This window comes from Gillisia sp. JM1 (genome assembly GCF_000424645.1).
Lineage (GTDB): Bacteria > Bacteroidota > Bacteroidia > Flavobacteriales > Flavobacteriaceae > Gillisia.
Map to the genome: position 1 here is coordinate 1,203,486 of NZ_KE384218.1, position 20,608 is coordinate 1,224,093.

10 protein-coding genes and 1 pseudogene are annotated in these 20,608 nt (G+C 36.0%); 7 read left to right on the top strand and 4 right to left on the bottom strand.

Annotation, left to right across the window (positions count from 1 at the left end; all coding sequences use genetic code 11):
- Positions 1-382 precede the first annotated feature (382 nt).
- From gltB to H033_RS0108735, 3 genes are all read left to right on the top strand, one after another.
- Positions 383-4,891, top strand: a complete 4,509-nt coding sequence (gltB, locus tag H033_RS0108720; RefSeq protein ID WP_026837969.1) for a glutamate synthase large subunit — start codon at positions 383-385, stop codon at positions 4,889-4,891.
- A 4-nt stretch (positions 4,892-4,895) separates the two neighbouring features.
- Entirely contained in the window at positions 4,896-6,362 is a 1,467-nt protein-coding gene (locus H033_RS0108725) for a glutamate synthase subunit beta (RefSeq protein ID WP_026837970.1), read from the top strand.
- A gap of 207 nt (positions 6,363-6,569) precedes the next feature.
- Positions 6,570-7,559 (top strand): aldose epimerase family protein, encoded by a 990-nt coding sequence (locus tag H033_RS0108735; RefSeq protein WP_034886173.1) that lies wholly within the window; start codon positions 6,570-6,572, stop codon positions 7,557-7,559.
- Positions 7,560-7,621: 62 nt separating this feature from the next.
- On the opposite strand, the pseudogene H033_RS22485 reads toward H033_RS0108735, so the two are convergent.
- From H033_RS22485 to H033_RS0108755, 4 genes and pseudogenes are all read right to left on the bottom strand, one after another.
- Positions 7,622-9,050, bottom strand: a pseudogene (locus tag H033_RS22485) (alpha-amylase).
- Between the two features lie 45 nt (positions 9,051-9,095).
- A complete protein-coding gene (locus tag H033_RS0108745) occupies positions 9,096-10,202 on the bottom strand; it encodes a SusE domain-containing protein (RefSeq protein ID WP_026837972.1) in 1,107 nt (368 codons plus the stop codon).
- 20 nt (positions 10,203-10,222) lie between these two features.
- Positions 10,223-11,824: a RagB/SusD family nutrient uptake outer membrane protein gene (locus H033_RS0108750; RefSeq protein WP_026837973.1), complete on the bottom strand. Its 1,602-nt coding sequence runs from the start codon at positions 11,822-11,824 to the stop codon at positions 10,223-10,225.
- A gap of 12 nt (positions 11,825-11,836) precedes the next feature.
- Positions 11,837-14,758 (bottom strand): SusC/RagA family TonB-linked outer membrane protein, encoded by a 2,922-nt coding sequence (locus H033_RS0108755; protein WP_026837974.1) that lies wholly within the window; start codon positions 14,756-14,758, stop codon positions 11,837-11,839.
- 216 nt (positions 14,759-14,974) lie between these two features.
- Between H033_RS0108755 and H033_RS0108760 the strand changes: the two genes are divergently transcribed.
- The 4 genes from H033_RS0108760 (at position 14,975) to H033_RS0108775 (ending at position 20,607) form a co-directional block, all read left to right on the top strand.
- Positions 14,975-15,997: a LacI family DNA-binding transcriptional regulator gene (locus H033_RS0108760; protein WP_026837975.1), complete on the top strand. Its 1,023-nt coding sequence runs from the start codon at positions 14,975-14,977 to the stop codon at positions 15,995-15,997.
- Positions 15,998-16,131: 134 nt separating this feature from the next.
- The gene (locus H033_RS0108765; protein WP_026837976.1) at positions 16,132-17,652 is read left to right on the top strand and encodes an MFS transporter; all 1,521 of its coding nucleotides are present in this window, start codon (positions 16,132-16,134) and stop codon (positions 17,650-17,652) included.
- Positions 17,639-18,304 carry a beta-phosphoglucomutase gene (pgmB, locus tag H033_RS0108770; protein WP_026837977.1) on the top strand — a complete coding sequence of 222 codons (666 nt, stop codon included), beginning with the start codon at positions 17,639-17,641 and terminating at the stop codon, positions 18,302-18,304. The genes H033_RS0108765 and pgmB overlap by 14 nt, the downstream gene beginning before the upstream one ends.
- Positions 18,301-20,607, top strand: coding sequence for a glycoside hydrolase family 65 protein (locus H033_RS0108775; RefSeq protein WP_026837978.1), 2,307 nt, complete (start codon positions 18,301-18,303; stop codon positions 20,605-20,607). The genes pgmB and H033_RS0108775 overlap by 4 nt, the downstream gene beginning before the upstream one ends.
- Position 20,608: the final 1 nt, after the last annotated feature.

Below are 20,608 nucleotides of genomic sequence, written 5' to 3' on the forward strand. Positions count from 1 at the left end.
TGTGTATTTAATAATTATTACCCCCTATATTTTAGGGGGTAATAATTATTTTACATAAAAAAGCTAAGAAATTATTGTATTCATGATGAAATATTACTTGTTTTCATGAATATGAGGTAAAAAACACCTTCAAAAACTGATAAAAACGTCAGATTCTGATTTTCAATCTATTATTAAAGTCCATAAAAAGTCATTTTTAGGAAAAAGAGACGATAAATTTGTTGCAGATTTGGTAAAAAAGAGGTTTTTAATTATGAATTTCATATTAAAAAATTGATATTTTAAGAAAGTATTAAATGTAGAAATCAGTTTATTAAATATTATTCAATATTGAGTTTATTCTTTACTTTAGGAAGAATAAAGATGAAAAATTGAAGAAAATATGAAAGAGAAACAGGGATTATATTCACCCGAATTTGAACATGAAAATTGCGGTGCGGGGTTTATATGCAATCTGAAAGGAAAGAAATCTAATGATATTATACATAAGGCTTTAGAAATTTTAGAAAAGTTAGAGCATCGAGGTGCTGTAAGTAGTGATGGAAAAACCGGCGATGGAGCGGGAATTTTAATAGATATACCGCATGATTTTTTTGTAGAGAATTGCGATTTTGAAATTCCGGAATCTCGCGAATATGCCATGGGAAATGTGTTCTTGCCCAGAAAGTTAAATCAACGTGAATATTGTAAAAAGATTTTTGAAGAGCAACTTATACTTAAAGGATTGGTTTTATTGGGCTGGAGAAAAGTTCCGGTAGATAATGAACACCTTGGAGCCATCGCTGCAGAAGTAGAGCCTTTTATAGAGCAAATATTTGTTGGTAAACCTGAAGACGGACTTGGAGATCAAAAATTTCAGATCCAACTTTTTGCTGCCAGAAAGGTAACAGAGCATATCATCTTAAAATCAAAATTATCTGAAAGTGCATATTTTTACTTGCCAAGTCTTTCAACTAAAACCCTCATTTTTAAAGGGCTTTTAATGCCAGAAGATATCAAGTTCTACTATAAAGATCTCTTAGATCCAACGGTAGTTACAAGACTCGCGCTGGTACATCAAAGATTCTCTACCAATACTTTTCCAACCTGGGATCTGGCCCAACCTTTTAGGTATATGTGCCACAATGGTGAGATAAACACCTTGAGAGGGAATATTGCCAGAATGAGAAGTAGAGAGGAGTTATTGAAAAGTGATCTTTTTGATGATGAATTAAAAGAGCTATTTCCTATAATATTAAAAGGAAAATCAGATTCTGCATCTATGGATATGGTTGTAGAATTATTGCTAATGTCTGGTAGATCGCTCCCTGAGATCATGATGATGTTGATCCCTGAAGCCTGGGAAAAGCATAAGGAAATGAGTGAAACCAAAAAATCTTTCTATGAATTTAATAGTTGTATCATGGAACCTTGGGATGGGCCAGCTTCGGTACCATTTACAGATGGAGATTATATAGGTGCAGTGCTGGATAGAAATGGTTTAAGACCTTCAAGATATTCTGTAACCAAAGACGATTACGTTATTATGTCTTCAGAAACAGGAGTGCTGGATCTAAAACCAGAGAATATTGCCTATCACGGAAGGTTACAGCCAGGGCGTATGTTCTTGGTAAATATGAAAGAAGGCAGAATTATAAACGATGAAGAGATCAAGGAAAGAATAGCTGGAAATCATGATTATAAAAAATGGCTGTCACAAAACAGAATTCACCTAAAGGAGATTCCATACAGAAGTGAGGCTTTAGAAATTGAAAAAACTCCAATCAACTTAAGAAAAAATATTTTTGGATATACAGAAGAAGATATAGAAACTATAATCTTACCGATGGCTGGTCAAGCAAAAGAACCTATTGGATCTATGGGAACAGATACCCCTTTGGCGGTACTATCTGAAAGGCCACAATTAATGTACAATTACTTCAAACAAATGTTCGCTCAGGTTACCAATCCTCCTTTAGATGGTATTCGGGAAGAGTTGATCACAGACCTTAGTCTTACTTTAGGAAGAGATTCAAATTTAATGGAGGTTTCTCCACATTACTGTAAAAAGATCATGATTCATAATCCGGTAATTTCAAAAGAAGATCTGGATAAGATCAAATATTTTGAGCATCCAGATTTTAAGTCGGTGAGCATTCCTATTTTATATAAAGCCGAAAAAGGGCTGAACGGATTGGAAGAGGCGCTTGAAATTATGTTGAGAACTGCTTCAGAAAAAATTGATCAGGCTTATTCAATATTGATACTTTCAGATAGAGGTGTGAATAAAGAAATGGCTCCAATACCAGCTTTATTAGCTTGTTCTTATTTAAATAATGGCTTGTTTAAATTGGGAAAAAGGTCTAAAATAAGTTTTATCATAGAGTCTGCGGAACCTAGAGAGGTGCATCATTTTGCCTTGTTATTTGGATATGGAGCGAGTGCTATCAATCCATATTTAGTAAATGAGATCATTCAAGAGCAAATTGAAGAAAAAAATCTTAATAATATTGGTTTTGTTGATGCTGTAGAGAATTATAACAAGGCAGTTGGAAAAGGTGTAGTGAAGATCATGAATAAGATAGGTATTTCCACCCTTAATTCTTACAGAGGATCTCAGTTATTTGAAGCTTTAGGACTTAACTCTCCACTAATAGACAAATACTTTCCAAACACCCCAAGTAGAATTGAAGGTATTGGCTTGTACGAAGTAGAAAAAGAAGTAGCAAAAAGACATTTAAGGACATTTAAAGAGAGAAACATCCCTGGTTCTATAGGAATGGAAATAGGAGGTGATTACCGTTGGAGAAGAAATGGTGAAAAGCATATGTTTAATCCAATTAGCATTGCAAAATTGCAGGAATCTGTGAGGACCAACAATCCAGCAACCTATAAAGAATATGCGGCACTTGTTAATGAGCAGTCTAAACAGTTAATGACTATTAGAGGAATGTTTGAATTCTCAAATTATGATCCTATTCCGTTAGCTGAAGTGGAGCCCTGGACAAAGATCGTAAAAAGGTTTAAAACCGGCGCTATGTCTTATGGTTCCATAAGTAAAGAAGCTCATGAGAATCTTGCTATTGCGATGAATAGAATAGGAGGAAAGAGCAATAGTGGAGAAGGAGGAGAAGATTCTAACAGATTTTATAAGAACGCCAATGGAGATTGGGCAAATAGTGCTATAAAGCAAGTGGCTTCAGGAAGATTTGGAGTTTCAAGTAATTATCTTACCAATGCCACCGAAATTCAGATCAAGATGGCTCAAGGTGCGAAGCCAGGAGAGGGAGGGCATTTGCCAGGATCTAAAGTGAATAAATTTATTGCTAAGACCAGGAATAGTACGCCCTATGTAGGTCTTATTTCGCCGCCACCTCATCACGATATTTATTCTATTGAAGATCTGGCACAATTGATTTACGATCTAAAATCAGCTAACAGAGCAGCTAGAATAAACGTAAAACTGGTTTCTGAAGTCGGGGTTGGAACCGTGGCTGCTGGAGTTGCTAAGGCTAAGGCAGACGTGATTTTAATTTCAGGATATGATGGTGGTACCGGTGCCGCTCCTTTGACATCACTTAGGCACGCAGGCTTACCTTGGGAATTAGGAATTGCTGAAGCTCAGCAAACTTTGGTATTAAATGATCTTAGAAGCAGAATAAGACTTGAATGTGACGGACAGTTAAAAACCGGGAGAGATGTAGCTGTAGCTTGTCTTTTAGGTGCCGAAGAATTTGGTTTTGCAACAGCCCCGCTGGTAGCTTCAGGATGTATAATGATGAGAGTTTGCCATTTAAATACATGCCCGGTTGGTATTGCTACTCAAAATCCAGACTTAAGAAAGAAATTTAAGGGTAAACCAGAGCACGTAGTGAACTACATGTATTTTATTGCTGAAGAATTAAGAGAGATCATGGCACAATTAGGTTTTAGAACTGTAGATGAAATGGTGGGTCAGGTGTATAAATTGAATAGAAATAAAGCAATTGATCATTTTAAAGCAGCAGGAATCGACCTTTCTCCGATTCTTCATAAAATTGAAACTCCAAAAGGTGTAGATATTTACAATACAGGATCTCAAGATCATCAACTGGAAAAATCTATTGATTTTGAAATTATCGAGTTGGCACATACCGCTCTATTTAGAAAAGAAAAGACAATATTGGATCTTGAAATTCATAATACAGACAGAGCTGTAGGTGCTATCTTAAGCAATGAGATTTCTAAGATCTATGGAGAACAGGGCTTGCCTGACAATACTTTAAAGATCAATTTTAAAGGTGCTGCCGGTCAAAGTTTTGGAGCATTCGCAACCCGAGGTTTAACTTTAAAAATAGATGGTAATGCCAATGATTATGTAGGGAAAGGACTTTCTGGAGGTAGAATAATTGTAAAGATCCCAGAAGAATCCACGCTACAAGCGGAGAAAAATATCATTATTGGTAATGTTGCTTTATACGGCGCCATAGAGGGGGAAGCATATTTTAACGGCATGGCAGGAGAGCGTTTTTGTGTGAGAAATAGTGGAGCCCAGGCTGTAGTTGAAGGAATTGGAGATCATGGTTGTGAATATATGACCGGAGGAGTTGCTGTTATTCTAGGTGAAACAGGAAGGAACTTTGGAGCAGGTATGAGTGGAGGAATTGCATATGTTTTTGATGAAAATGATTCGTTTAAAAAGAATTGCAATTTAAGCGATCTAAACTTGGAGCCAGTTACTGAAAGTGAAGATCAGGAGCAATTACATCTATTGATTACCAATCATTACAATTATACACAAAGCAGGCATGCTCAAAGAATTTTAGAGAACTGGGAAACCAGTCTGAGTAAATTCGTGAAAGTACTTCCTGAAGAATATAGACTGGCATTGATAAGGCTGGAAGAGGAAAAATTAACAGATATAACGGAGTAAGATAATGGGAAAGATAACAGGATTCTTAGAATTCAAAAGTAAGTCAGAAGATTATGAACCGGTTGAAAAAAGAGTTGAGAATTATAAAGAATTTACGGTAAAGCTAAAAGAGTCTGAATTAAAAGATCAGGGAGCCAGATGTATGGATTGTGGTATTCCTTTTTGCCATAGTGGATGTCCTTTAGGTAATCTAATTCCAGATTTTAATGATGCGGTTTACCAGGGTAAATGGCAAAAAGCAGCCGAGATTTTACATGGTACCAACAACTTTCCGGAGTTTACAGGAAGATTATGTCCCGCTCCATGTGAAGAAGCATGTGTGCTTAACATCAACGAAGATCCGGTAACTATAGAAAATATAGAGAAGAACATTGCTGAAGAAGCCTTTAAAAATGGCTGGGTGAAGCCTCAAATTCCAGAGCATAGAACCGGAAAAAAAGTAGCAGTTATTGGGTCTGGACCGGCCGGATTAGCTGCAGCACAACAACTAAATAGAGCTGGACATGAGGTGACGGTTTATGAAAGAGATGAGAAAGTTGGGGGCTTACTTCGTTATGGAATCCCAGATTTTAAGATGGAGAAAAATGTCATAGATCGTCGTCTGGAAGTCTTGGAGCAGGAAGGTATTAAATTTATAACTAATGCTCATGTAGGCAAGAATATTGCTATAGAGGAGGTGAAATTAAATCATGATTCAATTGTGCTTTGTGGAGGTGCCACGATTAACAGGCAATTACCAATTAAAGGTGCGCATTTAAAAGGAGTACATCAAGCGATGGACTTTCTTTCCCAAAATAACAGAAGAGTAGACGGGCTTAAATTTTCTGAAAATGAAATTTCAGCTAAAGGCAAAAATGTAGTTGTTATTGGGGGAGGAGATACGGGAAGCGATTGTATTGGAACATCATTCCGGCAAGGAGCAGAAAGCGTTCTTAACTTCGAAATTTTGAAAAAAGCTTCCGTAGATCGCACAGCAGATCAGCCTTGGCCATATTGGCCAATGAAGCTTAGAACAACTTCTTCTCACGCTGAAGGTGCTGAAAGAGAATGGAGTATTTCTACCAAAGAGTTTTTGGGGGATGCACAAGGTAACCTTGTTGGCTTGATCACCACAGAGGTAGAATGGACTCATAAACTAGGAGAAAGACCTCTGTTAGAGGAAATTCCCGGGACAGATAAACGATGGGATTGTGATCTTGCTTTGTTGGCTTTGGGTTTTACAGGGAGTGAAACAACTTTGGCAGAACAACTAGGGTTAAAGATGGATGCCAGAACCAATATTCATGCATCTGTCAACGATTATCAGAGCAATGTACCCGGAATTTTTGTAGCCGGAGATATGAGACGGGGGCAATCTTTAATAGTTTGGGCAATTTCAGAAGGACGTGAGGCTGCGTATTATGTAGATAAATATTTAATGGGCACTTCAGAACTACCTCTTAAAGGAGAAGGAGATCTACCTAGAATTTAATTCCTCATCCTCATTGAGGATTTTATTCCCTGAGTTTCTGAATAATCAAAAACATTTCAATTAAACCCTGAGTGAGCAATCACTTGGGTTTTTAAAGTATTAAACAAATAATAAGAAGATCTGTTGGTCAAAGCGAAATATTCAGAAGTAAATAATTCCGATCTTTGAAGTTCCTTTAAATTTTTATTTGACTCAGAAATAATTTTCATGTTTACAGAAGATCTTCAATTATATAAACTTACAAATGCAGCTAAAACCACTTTAGAAATTCTGAATTTAGGCGCTACGATCTTCAGCCTAAAAATTAAAGATGCAGAAGGAAATTTGATAAATGTTGTGGTTGGCCCAAAGAATAAAGAAGATTACGTAAATGAGGAATACCGGCAAAAAAATATGTGTTTTGGAGCTTCTATAGGGAGGTATGCAGGAAGAATTTCTGAAGGAGAGTTTATACTTGATGGAAAAGCTTTAAAACTGTTTCAAAAGAATGGAGTGCATTTACATGGAGGTAAGAAAGGGCTGCAGCAAAAGGTTTGGGATATGATATCTCAAACAAAAGGTGCAAATCCTTCTATTAGACTAAGCTGTTCTTCTAAAGATGGAGAGGAAGGTTATCCCGGAAATTTAAATGTTGAGGTTTTCTATACGCTTACTGAAGAGAATGAATTAAAAATAGAGTACACTGCTAAAAGTGATAAGCAAACAATAATAAATCTTACCAATCACACCTACTTCAATTTAAATGGAGAAGGGAGTGTCAAGGATCACAAATTACAAATCAATGCTCCTAAAATTCTCGAGGTAGATTCCAAATTAAGACCAACTGGAGTAATAAGAGATCTGATTTCAGAAGAGAAGGACTTTTTAGTTTCCAAAAGGATTAAAAATATTAATGTGGACGATACTTATGTGTTGAATCAACATAATAATATTGCCGCAAGAATTTATTCATCTAAATCTAAAATTGAGATGATCTTAAAAACCAATCAGTCAGCGGTAGTAACTTTTATACCAGTGCAATTACCAGATCATTGGGAATATAATACCAAAATAAGTAAGAAGTTTCCGTCTTTTTGCTTGGAAGCACAGAACTTTCCAGATGCTCCAAATCATTCAAATTTCCCTTCTAGTATTCTAAATGCTGGTGAAACATATTTAAATAAGATCTCATACAAATTCAATTTAGTAAAAGATTAATACAATTAAAAAAGGCCAGATAATAATTCATCTGGCCTTTGCATTATAAATAATTTATCAACTTACTCCATAATGGAGTAGATGCTATAAGAATTAGCAGGAGCTTCTAAACTCACTGTGCCATCTGCTCCCACTGTTTGCGAAAATGAAGTATTAGAACTGTAATCCATAATCTGTTTACCATTCCAAGAAGTAGTTATTTCTCTTCTTTGTTTGGTATTGGCAATATTTATATACAAAACTAAACCTGGATTTGTACCATTTCCGCCTCGCTTCATAATATATTCATCCTTATCTATATGAAGTATTTCTACACTTCCAGTAGCTAATGTATTATGAAGTAGCATTAATTGTTTTAATTCTTTCTGAAAGCTTGCGTTCTCAAAATCTGAATAGAACATGGTAGGATAGCCATCGTGCGTTAAAATATACGCGTAGGCTTTCATTTTATTTGCATAAGAAATATTGTTGTCCTGATTGCTGTCCTTTTCAGTGTCATGATTTGCAACAAACGTAACCGCATTATCTGGCATAGTCTTACGTAACATGTCCTTATTTAAATAGGTGAGATCTTTATTTCTATCGAAAGCTTCATCCATTTTATAAAAACAGGCGAAATCAAAAGCATCGATTCCTGAATCCTTTACGAATTGCTCAAGAGCAGGCCCATAGCCATCCCAAAATTCACCAACGGCAAAACCACCAACTGAAGCCATCCATTCTTTGATTACCCAAGGTTCAAAACCTTTTACGTAATCGAATCTCCAACCATCGAATTTCATTACATTTTTGTAATATTTCGCTACAGAATTGGCATCTTTCCACAACCAGTTTTGAACGCGTTCTTGGTCATGACATAGATCCTGTTCTGCAAAAAAACAAATCGCCAGCATCACTTTCGTGCGTGCTGTTGGGATGAAAATCTTCAAAAGATCTATTGAATAATCCGGAAGCATTCCCATTTTGCTCATCAAAATTGGTAAAGGTTTGTTTATCTCTATATGGATTATACTCCGCTCCGCCACCAGAATTATGGTTTAGTACGATATCAGCAATAACTTCAAGATTATTGTCGTGAGCATTGGAGATCAAATTCTCTAATTCAGTGCGACTTCCAAATCTCGTTTCTGTAGTTCCGTGTTGATTGAAATTACCAAAGTCGAAATAATCTGAAGGATCATATCCCATAGAGCTGCTACCAGATTGTCCTTTGCTTACCACTGGCAACCAAAGTCTATCTATTCCGGCATCTGCCCAACCTTCAATTTTGCTATTTAGTTTGTTCCACCATTCTCCGCGAGGTTCTACATCCCAATAAAAGGTTTGCATCATCACTCCAGATCCGTTTTTATAATTCTCTAAATTGAGAGCTTGTGGACCTGTTGGATTTGGGGTAGGGGCTTCCTTGCTTGGATCATCATCTTTAGAGCAGGAAGCAAATCCTAACAATAGAGCGAAAGCAATTAAGTATATGAATTTTATTTTTTTCATAGTATATAAAAAAGGGCTGTAAAATTTACAGCCCTTTAAACTTTTTTAGTTCATTGTAATTGTCATGGTATATTCTCTAGGATTACTAAGATCCAATTCTATATGGTAGTTACCTGCAGTGTCTACTTTGAAATTATCTCCCCCAAAATTTAAGAAACCATCATCATTATTATCTTTTCCGATGTTATAAGCCCAATCATCATTAGCTCTAAATTTATACTCATCGGCAGTAAGATCTACATCTATCTCCCAGATTTTGGTATCAGAATTATAGGTCATGTCTTGATCTGCAGTAGCAATTGGATCATCACCAGGCCATCCATTAGGAGTTGCAGCTCCAGTAACAGCCCAAGAAGTTTTATCTAATGAATAAGTTAAGGCCTCAGTATCTACTTTTACAAAGTAGTATCCAGCAGATCTATCTGGAGTTCCAGCATTTACTTCATCGGTTTGCTCTATAGTTCCTGAGAAATCACCATTGTTTTCTCCAGTATCCCCAAAATCACCGTCAAAACTAGTATTTGTTGGTAGGATTTTGAATTCAGCATTTTCTTGTGCAATGTTCACGAACCCTTCAAAATTGGTTTCACCAAATCCTGCTGCAGCTAAAGGAACTGCATTTGCTGGAGTCCAGTTGTCACCATATCCACTATCAGCTAAGAAACTTCCAACTACATATACTTTAGGAGCTTCTGTGGTGTAAGCAGAAACGGTAATAGGAGTGCTATTGCTAAGCATTTCCATTTCACCAACACTTGCTTTAACCCGAACTTCGTAAGGAACAGCAGCAAAAGGCTCTGCACCTAAAGAAAGTGCTGCACTATTTAAGGTCTCTACACTTACAGCTAATTGATTTTCACTGTTTACTGAACCAAGTACGACAGGACTAGCAAACTCGTTACCAGCAATATCCATTTCTATGGCATAGTTGATCTCTACATCACCACCAAAATTTGCATCAGACCACACAAATCTTTCTGCAAGGCTAGCTTTGTTTTCAACATTTAAATTATAAATAGCTCCGTTATTTGGAGAAACAAGTACCGGAGCATCAATGGCTTCGATCACTGGGCGATCCTCTACATCGTCTGTAGAACAAGATGTAATAAGAATTGCACTAAAAAGGACTAATAAACTTTTTATAGTTTTCATTTTATATTATTTTATCTTAATTAATAACCTGGGTTTTGTTGAAGTTTTGGGTTTCCTGCAATTGCGTTCGCTGGAATAGGGAAAAGATTTCTGAAACTAGGAGTTGGGGCACCATTTGGTACATTTCCTTTCCAAGGCCAGATATAAGAACCTCCGGTGAATTTACCGAATCTTATAAGGTCTGTTCTTCTATGTCCTTCCCAATGTAATTCTCTTGCTCTTTCTTCTAGAATAAAATCTAAAGTTAATCTTCCACTGCTAATATTTTGTGAAGTACCACCAAATGCTCTTGTTCTAATCATATTTACATAGCTTAAGGCATCTGCAGAATTTCCACCTCCACCTCTTAAAAATGCTTCGGCATACATTAAATAGGCATCGGCTAAACGGAACATTGGAAAATCAATATCTACAAAGTTTCCATTAGAATCAGATCCAGGATTTCCATTTACATCTACATTTTTCCATTTTGAGATAGCGTATCCATCTGTAAATGATCCTACATCTTCAATCTCTAAGGATTGACCATCTGTATAGAACTGCTCTCTAGAATCTAGGTCCATTTGGAATTTGTTTACTAAAGCAGAAGTAGTTCTAATACCTGCCCAACCTCCGTTTATCCCAAACTCATCAGGATCCATAGTTCCACCTACTGGTGCGTGGGTAAGGAAAGTGGTTCCTCCGTAAGTTTGCGTATTAATTCCATCGAAAGCTACAGAGAAGATAAATTCATTTTGAGATCCATTCATGTTGTTATCTGCTAAAAATAATTCCTCATAGTTATTATGTAGCAGGTAACCAGCAGTATTAATCTTTGTTAAATAAGTGATAGCATCTGTATATCTAGGAGTTCCAGTATAAACTTCAGCATTCATGTATAGCTTACTCAAAACCATCCATGCAGCACCTTTATCTGCTCTTGGATACTCATTAGTTCCAACCTCTGGTAAAGCTTCAGCGGCAGCAATTAATTCTGTTTCAACAAATTCGAATAATTGTTGTCTAGAGGCTTGTTCTGGCAAAAAGAAATCTGTTGGGTCATTCTCTGTAACTAAACCAACAGATCCGAATAGATCTAAGAAATGCCAATAACTCAAGGCTCTTAGATATCTAGCTTCTGCTCTGTATCCCTGAATATCTTCAATTTCTGAGGCAGACAATCCGCGAGATTGTAATTTATCTTCTGTAGTTTGACGTAAGAATTCATTACAATTCTTTACTTGAAAATCCAATCTACTAAAAGTTGCATTTATAAAAAGATCACTAGAAGTCCATGTTTGATAATGAAAATCCTTAATAGTTTTATCATTCCAAGCAATAATAGCTTCATCTGTGGTAAGCTCTTGCATCACCCATAATCCTCTAACATACTGGCTTTCTCCTTCATCTATTCCTGTAATATCGGGATTACCTGAAGGTCCTTCTTGACCCGTAGTTGCTAGTCCAGCGTAAAGTTTAGCTAAAAACCTGATATAAGAATCTGGCTCTTGAAAAACCTCTTCAGCAGAAAGTAAGCTTTCACTGTTCGGGTTGGACTGATCAAGATCTGCAGTACAAGAAACCATTGTTACTGCAAAAATAGATAGTGCCAGTTTTAAAATAGTATACTTTAATTTTTTCATAGTCTTGTAATATTAAAAATTAAGATTTAATCCTAAAACAAAAGTTCTTGGTCTTGGATAAATATTATTATCAATCCCATATGTCTCAGGGTCAATCCCTTTGTAATCTGTAATTGTGAGTAGGTTTTGTCCAGTTGCTGTTAAAGTCAATGAAGTATTTTCAGTTAAAAACTCATTAAAAGTATAACCGATAGTAGCATTGTCCAGCTTTAGAAATGCAGCATCTTGAATGTAATAATCTGATAAATATTGAGCCTCTTCGAATCCGGTGTCTAATAAACTAGTTACCCCATTATTGATGAAGGTGTCAAATACCAGAATATTGTTTTCAAACCCAGCACCAGAATCCACATTATTATAATTATAATTACCCCAACTACCTCTCCAAGCCATGTTAAAAGAGAAGTTATTGTAATTAAAATCTGTATTGAAACCGTAGTAAACATCTGAAGCAGGTTTTCTAAATCTATATTTATCATTAGAGTTTACAATTCCATCTTTATTTCTATCTACATACACACCACCCAAAGGCTGTCCTGCTGCATCATATGCTTGTTCAAAAACAAAGAACGAACTTGGCGCAAAACCAACTTGATGATTTTGTATAGTGTTTCCAGTCCCTCCTGAAATACCACCAACATCTATCCCAGTATAATTAGGGTCGGTAACTAATGTTAACTTTGTGATCTTAGATTCCTGAAAGGTTATGTTTCCACCAACTCTCCATTGCATATTCTGATTTCTAATTGGATACATATTAGTACCAATCTCTAAACCTTTATTCTCTAGAGATCCAATATTATAATCGTCTGCATTAGAAAAGCCTACCCCCTGAGGGTTGTTTGTGAAAACTATAAGATCGTCTGTAGTTCTTTGGTAAGCATCTATAGTTCCATCAATTCTACCATTGAAAAAACCAAAATCTAAACCTAAGTTCCTTGATTCAGTTTCTTCCCAAACTAAGTTAGGGTTATAGGGCTGAGGTCTAAGAGTTTGTACAAATCGGTCTCCAAATTGGTAACCGGCAGTACTTGTTCCAGTCTGGTATAATGCTACTGATGGGTATATGTCTCCAACAGATTGTTGTCCTGTTATACCCCAACTAGCTCTTAGCTTAAATTCACTAATAATATTGCTATCTTTTAAGAAATTCTCTTCATGTACTTTCCAACCTAAGGCAGCTGAAGGGAAATTTCCCCATCTGTTTTCTTCAATAAACCTGGAAGTAGCATCTCTTCTTAAGGATGCAGTTAGTAAATATTTATTGTTATGAGTAAAATTAACACGACCGAAGAAAGATTGTAAATTTAATCTAGTTTCATTATTAATTGTAACCAAAACCCCCGCACCATTATCTCTTACAAAACTCGTAGGGTAGGTGAAATCTTGGTAGTTATAACCACCAGTAAAATCTACTAAGGTATTTATGCTTTCAAAATTCTTATTATAATTAAGGTAAGCATCCATCAATTTGTTTTTCTTTTCATCTCTATCATTATAAGAAGAGCCATCTTGATCTGGATTTGTAAATTCAGGATCTTGGAATCCATAATTTCTACCTACAGAATTGTCATATCCTAAGTTAAGCACTGCTTTTAATTCTGGGAAGAACTGTAATTTATAGTCAAATTGAATATTTCCAATACTTCTAAAAGATCTTCCCAAATTAGTAGTTTGATTTAAAAGTGCCAATGGGTTAGCCGGGGCTAATGGATCTAAATCTCCGTTTGCCTGAGTCCATCTAAAGTATCCCCCATAAGTTTGATCATCTACAGTAGGAGCTTGTGTGGGATCGAAATAAACAGCGGCTCCAATCGCGCCTCTATTACTATAGTTATTCTCTACTAGTGAAGTGTTGTTATTGATGTCTACCTTTAAATGATCTTCTAAAAACTTAAAAGTTAAAGCAGCAGAGAATGTTGTTCTTTCGAATTGATCCCTCTTTAGAATACCATCGTAATTAGAATAACCGGCGGAAGCTCTAAAAGTGTAAAAATCTTGACCACCAGAAACAGATACGTTTTGATCTGTACCATATGAATCTTGGTAGATCAAATCTTGCCAATTGGTATTAGCCTCTCCTACTAAGCCAATCTGAGCATCATTTCCATTTTCTGTCACAAAATCTCGAAATTGATTAGCTGAAAGGACATCTGCAGTTTCATCTATAGTAGAATAAGCATAACTAGAATTATAATTAACTTTTAGTTCACCAGTATTACCTCTTTTGGTGGTGATTATTACCACCCCATTAGAAGCTCTTACTCCGTAAATAGCAGTTGCAGATGCATCCTTAAGGATGTTAATCGATGCAATGTCATTTTGGTTGATGTTCGCTAAAGGGTTTCTTCCTCCTCTAATACCACCATTATCAGTTGGTACGCCATCTATAACGTATAATGGGTCATTATTTGCATTTAAAGAAGATCCACTTCTAATTCTAATTTGTGCTCCTTCACCTGGAGATCCACCACCGTTAATAACTTGAATCCCGGCAACTTTTCCTTGGATAAGTTGATCGGCAGCTACTACAGCTCCTTTATTAAATTCTTTAGGAGTGATTGAAGTTACTGCACCGGTAGCATCAGATTTCTTAACTGTTCCATATCCTATTACTACTATCTCGTCCAAAGCATTCTCGCTCTCGTCTAACTGAACATTTACAACAGCTCGTCCACTATATGCAACTTCTTTAGTAGTAAATCCTAAAAAGGAGAATACTAAAACGTTTTCGCTTTCAACACTAGTTAAAGTGTAATTACCATCAAAATCGGTAATTGTTCCATTATTAGTTCCCTTTACGATTATATTCACCCCGGGCACTGGTAATCCGGTTGCACTTTCAGTGACAGTACCGCTTACGCTTTGTTGGGCAAAAAAGCTCATCGGTAGCATTAACAGCAAAAACAACGAACTTTTAAGTAATTTTTCCATAAATAATTTGATTGATTTAAATAAAATTTAACTGTATATTATCACTTCCTGGGGTTAAATGTATGTAAACGATATGTTAATTTCTTGCGTATTTGCTTGATGACCACCACGAAAACGTTTTCGTGTTGACAACTTTTGTATTTAATTGAATTAAGCGGTTTTTTGTAATTTTGTTGTAGATTACAAGAAACTACCACGTCCTACTATTAATACCCTATGAAAAAAAGATTAACCCTTAAATTAATTGCCAAAGAGTTGGACGTTTCAATTTCTACCGTTTCTAAAGCTTTGCGTGATAGTGCTGAAATTAGTGAGGATACCCGTCAAAAAATAAAGGCCTTTGCTAAGTTGTATAATTACAAGCCAAATAATATAGCACTAAGCTTAAAGAACAGGAAATCAAAAACCATTGGAGTAATTATTCCTGAGATCGTACATCATTATTTTACTACTGTGATAAGCGGAATAGAGCAAGTAGCCAATGAAAAGGGCTATCATGTAATAATTTGCACCTCCAATAATTCCTTCGATAAAGAAGTGATAAATATGGAAATCTTGGCGAATGGGAGTACAGATGGATTCATTCTTTCAGTAGCAAAGGAAACTCAGCAAAAAAGAGACTACCACCATTTAACAGAGGTAATAGAACAGGGGATGCCTTTGGTAATGTTTGATAGGGTTATAGAAGAAATTAATTGCGATAAGGTAATTATTGATGATACCTTGGGTGCTAAAAAAGCAGTTCAGTTTTTAGTAGACAAAGGCTGTAAAAATATAGGTCTAATAAGTACCATAGATTACGTAAGTGTTGGAAAGCTTAGAACTCAGGGGTATTTAGAAGCATTATCTGAAAACAATATAGAGCTAAATGAATCTTTGATCTTAAAGGTGGATGACTTTGACGAAAGTGAAGAAGAAATAAGCAGATTTTTAAGTGATAAATCCATGGATGCAGTCTTTGCCGTGAATGAGCATTTTGCGATTTATGCCATAAAAGCCTTTAAGGAACAAGGCTTAGATGTTCCAAAGGATGTTTCGGTAATTGCATTTACAGATGGAGAGCTTTCCAAAAGATTTATTCCAAGTTTAACCACTATTAATCAGCATGGAGAAGAAATGGGTGCACAGGCAGCCCGATTGCTTATAAAGAAATTGGAGAATGATGATTCTGAAGATGAGCCTTTTGAAACGATCATAATTGAGACTGGTTTGGTAGAGCGCAATTCTACAAAACGCTAATTTCTCTTTGAACATTTAAAATTTTATATATCTTTACCACCTTATAATTTTAGTCAAAACTGATATTTTCACTTCCTGTTAATACGTTTTGACGAGTCATAGCGCTTGTCGTAGTAGAAATTTAATCTTACGATATGCAAAAACGCAATCTTAGTTTCTGGGAGATCTGGAACATGAGTTTTGGATTCCTAGGGATTCAATTTGGATTTGCTTTACAAAATGCTAATACCTCGAGGATCTTTGAAACTCTTGGAGCACAAGTTGAGGATATTCCCATTCTATGGATAGCTGCCCCGGTAACCGGACTAATAGTACAACCAATAGTTGGATATTTTAGCGATAGAACCTGGACAAAACTAGGGAGGAGACGCCCATATTTTTTAGTTGGAGCAATTCTTTCTTCTTTAGCCTTATTTATTATGCCCAATTCCCCAACTCTTTGGGTTGCAGCAGGAACTTTATGGATCATGGATGCTTCCATAAATATTTCTATGGAACCATTTAGGGCTTTTGTAGGTGATAATCTTCCTGAAAGGCAGCGCACCCTTGGGTTTTCCATGCAAAGTTTCTTTATTGGGATAGGTGCCGTAGTAGGTTCTTTATTACCCTATATGTTTACCAACTGGTTTGGTGTAAGCAATACAGCAGCAGAAGGAATTATTCCTGATTCTGTAAAATGGTCTTTCTATGTAGGTGGCGTGGTATTTTTACTCGCAGTGCTCTGGACGGTATTTAAATCTAAGGAATACTCACCAGAGGAATTAGCTGCTTTTGATAAAGCCGATAAGGCAATTTCGACTATAAATGATGAGATTGTTGACAAGCAGAAAAATATTAAATCCCAATTTAAGATAGGTTTTATTATGTCTTTAGTAGGAGCTTTATTCTCAGGCATTATTTATTTTGAAGATTTAACTAAAGAGCTATATATCCTTTTTATAGGGTTATTAATAGCTGGAATTCTGTTTATGATAGCTTCTCAGCTGCGCAAAAAACAGGTCCGAAATGGATTTACTGTAATTATTACCGATATGCTTAATATGCCACGTGCTATGAAGCAGTTGGCATGGGTACAATTTTTTTCTTGGTTTGCATTATTTTCTATGTGGATCTATACTACTCAAGCCGTGACAGGACATGTATTTAATACTTCAGACACTACTTCAGAACTTTACAACGATGCAGCAGACTGGGTAACAGTAATGTTCACTGTTTATAATGGAGTTGCTGCAGCTGTAGCATTTCTATTACCAGTATTGGCAAGAAGAACAAGCAATAAATTCACCCATATGCTAGCACTTTGTGCGGGAGGTTTAGGACTTATTTCTATTTATTTTCTTTCAGATAAAATAGGATTATTATTAGCTATGATAGGAGTAGGAATCGCTTGGGCGAGTATTCTATCTATACCTTATGCTATGTTGTCTGGATCTTTACCTTCTAATAAAATGGGATATTATATGGGAGTTTTTAACTTCTTTATAGTGATACCTCAAATTGTGGCAGCCACAATTTTAGGATTTTTAGTAAAAGAATTTTTTGGGAACGAACCAATCTACGCTTTGTTAATAGGAGGTTTCTCAATGATCTTGGCGGGAATCTTAACCCTAAGAGTTCAAACACAACGAAAAATTAATATCAGTGAGCAAAATTAAAGGAGTAATTTTCGATTTGGATGGAGTAATTGTAGATACTGCTAAATTCCACTTCTTAGCTTGGAAAAAACTGGCTAATGATCTGGGTTTAGATTTTACAGAACTTCAAAATGAAGAACTAAAAGGGGTTAGTCGAGTGCGATCTCTTGAGAAAATATTAAAATGGGGAAACACGAGTTTATCTGAAGATAAATTCAAGGAAAAAATGGCGGAGAAGAATGACAACTATCTTTCTTATATCACCAATCTTAGCAGTAAAGATATCTTGCCTGGAGTTCCCAGAATTATAGATTTTCTTTCTGAACAAAATATTCCAATCTCATTGGGATCTGCAAGTAAAAATGCACGCCCGATCTTGGAGAAAACAGGATTGATGGAGAAATTTCATGCGATTGTAGATGGGAACGATGTAAGTAAAGCCAAACCAGATCCGGAGGTTTTCCTTATTGCTGCTGAAAAAATTGGAGTAGCTCAAGAAAACTGCATGGTCTTTGAAGATTCTGTTGCAGGAGTACAAGCTGCGAATATTGCGGGAATGATAAGTATAGGAATTGGTGAGAAAGATGTGCTGCATGAAGCAGATTATATTTTTAGCAGTTTTGAAGAAATTGAAATAGACTTTATAAAAAATTTATTGACACCAAAAGCATGAATCAAGATTATATAAAACCAGACAATTGGTCTATCATAGAGGAAGGTTTCGATAAGGATCGAGTAGAATCTTCAGAGAGTTTATTCAGTATAGGAAACGGGAAAATGGGCCAGAGAGCCAATTTTGAAGAACAGTATTCAGGAGAAACCTTCCAAGGAAGTTATATCGCCGGGGTGTATTACCCAGATAAAACCAAAGTTGGTTGGTGGAAGAATGGCTATCCAGAATACTTTGCAAAAGTATTAAATGCTCCCAATTGGATTGGGATCAATGTTTTTGTAAATGGAGAAGCTTTAGATCTAAACACGTGTACTAAAGTTGCAGATTATCGCAGGGAGCTGAATATGAAGGAAGGTTGGTACCAGCGTAGTTTTGTTGCCACCTTACCAAATGACATTACAATTAAAGTAATAGCAACCAGATTTTTATCTTTAGAATTGGATGAAACTGGATCTATAGATTATCAAGTGGAATTAATTTCTGGAGATGCGAAGATCACTTTTCAACCTTATTTGGATAGTGGTGTTTCCAACATCGATGCTAACTGGGAAGAGAAATTCTGGAAAACCATTGAGGTTAGTTCTACAGAAAATCAAGGCTTTATAGTTTCAAAAACATTAAAGACAGAATTTCATGCTTGTACCTTCATGCAATCTGAAATTTTACTAAATGGTAAAAAAGTTGAGCTTGCTCATAAAAAAGAGAGAGAGCAGGATAAGATTGTCTTTACCTATGAGATTTCAGCAGAAAAAGGGGATGTAGTGAGTTTGCAGAAATTTGCAGGTTATGTTACAGATATGAATCATGATAGAAATGATCTAGTTATTGCTGCCAAAAATGTATTATCCAAAGCGGTTGGCAAAGGATATAACGGCATGCTTCAGGATCAAAAAGATGCTTGGGCCAAAACTTGGGAAATGGCAGATATCACCATTTCTGGAGATGTAAAAGCACAGCAAGGAATTCGTTTCAATATTTTTCAGCTAAATCAAACCTATTCAGGAAAAGATGAACGCTTGAATATTGGACCAAAAGGTTTTACAGGAGAGAAATATGGAGGGAGTACTTATTGGGATACCGAAGCTTATTGTATTCCATTTTATATGGCTACCAAAGATCAACAGGTAGCAAGAAATTTGTTGGCCTATAGATACAATCATTTAGATAAGGCTATTGAAAATGCCGAAAAATTAGGTTTTACTAATGGAGCTGCATTGTATCCTATGGTAACCATGAATGGAGAAGAAAGCCATAACGAATGGGAGATCACTTTCGAGGAGATCCACAGGAACGGAGCTATGGTGTTCGCTATCTATAATTATGTGCGATATACTGGAGATTTCGATTATATCCCAGAGAAAGGTTTGGAAGTTATGATCGCTATTGCCCGATTCTGGCAGCAACGTGCAAACTTTAGTAAAGACAAGAATAAGTTTGTGATCCTTGGGGTTACAGGTCCTAATGAATATGAGAACAATGTGAATAACAACTGGTATACCAATTATCTAGCTAAATGGTGTATAGAGTATTGTTTGGAGACAATTAAAAAGGTGAAAGACGGACATTCTGATGATCATGATCGTATAATGGGACTTACCAGTCTTACTGATGCTGAATTGATGAAATGGAAAGAAGTGGCAGAAAACATGTATTTCCCATATTCAGAAGAATTTGGGGTATTTCTACAACAAGATGGATTTTTAGATAAGGAATTAATTCCAGTCGAAGATTTAGCAAAAAACAGCCGACCAATCAACCAGAAATGGAGTTGGGATAGAATTTTAAGATCTTGCTATATCAAACAAGCAGATGTATTACAAGGATTCTATTTTTTTGAAGATCGTTTTAATGATGCAGAACTAGCCAAACATTTTGATTTCTATGAGCCACTAACGGTTCATGAATCTTCGCTTTCTCCTTGTGTACACAGTATTCAAGCTGCTAAGTTGGGAAGAATGGAACAGGCCTATGAGTTCTATGTGAGAACTTCTAGATTGGATCTGGACGATTATAATAACGAAGTAAAAGAAGGTTGTCATATCACTAGTATGGCTGGTACTTGGATAAGCATTGTAGAAGGATTTGGAGGAATGCGTGTGGTGAATGATCAATTATCATTTAATACAAGAATTCCAGACGAATGGGATGCCTATTCTTTTAAAGTGAATTTCAGAAATCAGATCTTAAAAGTTAATGTCACCAAGGCGAAAACTACTTTTAAATTAGAAGGAACCGAGCCGATTAATATTTTAGTAAAAGGTAAATCTATAGAAGTTCAGCCAAATAACGAGGTTGAGGTATAGG